We start from the raw sequence: 2729 nt of genomic DNA on the forward strand, positions 1-2729 counted from the left end.
CCGGGTCTCCCCCAGCCCCCTGACCTCCCGATTCACCGAGCACAGTTCTGCAAGGAGTCCGCACCCATGACGTCCACGGTGCCCACCGCCGTCCACGACGAGCAGTCCCGGGACATCCGGCCGCCCATCACCATGTTCGGGCCGGACTTCCCCTACGCCTACGACGACTACCTGGCCCACCCGGCCGGCCTGGGGCAGATACCGGCCACCGAGCACGGCGCCGAGGTCGCGGTCGTCGGCGGCGGGCTGTCCGGCATCGTCGCCGCGTACGAGCTGATGAAGATGGGCCTCAAGCCCGTGGTCTACGAGGCCGACCGGATCGGCGGGCGGCTGCGCACCGTCGGTTTCGAGGGCTGCGACCCCGAACTGACCGCCGAGATGGGCGCGATGCGCTTCCCGCCGTCGTCGACCGCGCTCCGCCACTACATCGATCTGGTGGGCCTGGAGACCAGGGAGTTCCCCAACCCGCTGTCGCCCGCTACGCCTTCCACCGTGGTGGACCTCAAGGGCGAGTCGCACTACGCGGAGACGATCGACGACCTGCCGCAGGTCTACCGCGACGTGATGGACGCGTGGAACGCCTGCCTGGAGGAGGGCGCCGACTTCTCCGACATGAACACCGCGATCCGCGAGCGCGACGTGCCGCGCATCAGGGAGATCTGGTCCCGGCTCGTCGAGAAGCTCGACAACCAGACCTTCTACGGGTTCCTGTGCGATTCGCAGGCGTTCAGGTCGTTCCGGCACCGGGAGATCTTCGGGCAGGTCGGCTTCGGCACGGGCGGCTGGGACACCGACTTCCCGAACTCCATCCTGGAGATCCTGCGTGTCGTCTACACCGAGGCCGACGATCACCACCGGGGCATCGTGGGCGGCTCCCAGCAGTTGCCGCTGCGGCTGTGGGAGCGGGAACCGCGGAAGATCGTGCACTGGTCGCCCGGCACCTCGCTGAAGTCGCTGCACGACGGGAAGCCGCGGCCGGCCGTGACGCGGCTGCACCGGACGGCCGGGAACCGGATCACGGTGACGGACGCCTCCGGTGACATCAGGACGTACCGTGCGGCGATCTTCACCGCGCAGTCCTGGATGCTGCTGTCCAAGATCGAGTGCGACGACTCGCTGTTCCCCATCGACCACTGGACGGCGATGGAGCGCACCCACTACATGGAGTCCTCGAAGCTGTTCGTGCCGGTGGACCGGCCGTTCTGGCTGGACAAGGACGAGCTGACCGGACGCGACGTGATGAGCATGACGCTCACGGACCGCATGACCCGGGGCACCTACCTGCTCGACAACGGACCCGGCAGGCCCGCGGTGATCTGCCTGTCCTACACCTGGTGCGACGACAGCCTGAAGTGGCTGCCGCTGTCCGCGAACGAGCGGATGGAGGTCATGCTCAAGTCGCTCGGCGAGATCTACCCGGACGTCGACATCCGCAAGCACGTCATCGGCAACCCGGTGACGGTCTCCTGGGAGAACGAGCCCTGCTTCATGGGGGCGTTCAAGGCGAACCTGCCCGGTCACTACCGCTATCAGCGGCGGCTGTTCACCCACTTCATGCAGGACCGGCTGCCGCAGGACAAGCGGGGCATCTTCCTCGCGGGCGACGACATCTCGTGGACGGCTGGATGGGCCGAGGGCGCGGTGCAGACCGCCCTGAACGCGGTCTGGGGCATCATGCACCAGTTCGGCGGGGAGACCGACCCCTCCAACCCCGGGCCCGGCGACCGCTTCGACGAACTCGCGCCGGTGGAGCTGCCGGAGGACTGACGAAGGACCGGAGGGCGGCGCGGGACCGGACGACGGCGGCCCGGTGTCCGCGGGGCTGCGACAGCATGTGGCTTTGCCGCGGGGCGCGGCAAAGCCACGACCGACCCGCACGGTTGCGGTCACCCACCGGACTCCGGGGCGGAGCGACTGGGCGACCGGCGGAGCGGGGTGACCAGGAAGCGCCCCACCAGGCCGACAGAGTCGTCGAGCCGCTCGGTGAACTCCCCGGCGAGCTCCGGGAGTGTGCGCAGCGCCCAGAGCGAGCGGGCCGCGAGCCAGGCGCCGTCCCTGGCGCGGTCGATGCTCCACGAGCCGATCAGATGGGTCAGCGGGTCGGCGATCTCCAGCAGGTCGGGTCCGGGCATCAGTGCTTCCCGGATTCGCTCCTCCAGGGCCGTGAGGACGTCCCCGACGCGGTCGAAGGCGCTCTCCAGATCGGGCGGCGCGCAGCGCAGCACACCGCAGGTGTCTACGACGGCGAGCGCCAGATCGTGCCCGATGTGCGCATTGATGCCCGCCAGAGCGAACTGCAAAGGGCGTACGCCCGGGTGGCGCCGGTACTGGAAGAGGGGTCTCCAGCAGGCGGGCGGCCGGTGTCCCGCCGCCCAGGTGTCGACCGCCGAGAGATAGCGGCGGGCGAAGCACGCGCCGAGGACGGCAGACGCGTGCGGCTCCGGGAAGTCGCCTGCCGTGATGCGGTGGCCGACCTCCTCGGTGACGGTGAGATACACGCGGTTGAAGACCCCGACACCGTCCCCGGGGGGCAGGGCGGCATCCAGGGCCCGCATCCGGTCGATGACGGCGTCTACGCAGAAGGCGACGTCCGCGCCCCGGCCCGGCAACTGCTCGATGTGCGCCATACCGGCAGGGTCGCAGCCCTAGGCTTCCCATGGCGGCGGCAGGCCCGTGCTTCCCCTCAAAGGAGGAACACGGGCCTGCCGCCGCCATGGGAAGCCTAGGGC

2 protein-coding genes are annotated in these 2729 nt (G+C 69.8%); one reads left to right on the top strand and one right to left on the bottom strand.

Annotation, left to right across the window (positions count from 1 at the left end; genetic code table 11):
* Nucleotides 1-66 precede the first annotated feature (66 nt).
* Nucleotides 67-1767: an NAD(P)/FAD-dependent oxidoreductase gene (locus tag GUY61_RS37200; protein WP_166634705.1), complete on the top strand. Its 1701-nt coding sequence runs from the start codon at nucleotides 67-69 to the stop codon at nucleotides 1765-1767.
* 119 nt (nucleotides 1768-1886) lie between these two features.
* Here the strand turns inward: GUY61_RS37200 and GUY61_RS37205 are convergent, their stop codons facing one another.
* Nucleotides 1887-2627, bottom strand: a complete 741-nt coding sequence (locus GUY61_RS37205; RefSeq protein WP_166634706.1) for a DUF5995 family protein — start codon at nucleotides 2625-2627, stop codon at nucleotides 1887-1889.
* Nucleotides 2628-2729: the final 102 nt, after the last annotated feature.

The sequence above is a fragment of the Streptomyces sp. GC420 genome, assembly GCF_009916105.1.
Taxonomy (GTDB): Bacteria; Actinomycetota; Actinomycetes; order Streptomycetales; family Streptomycetaceae; genus Streptomyces.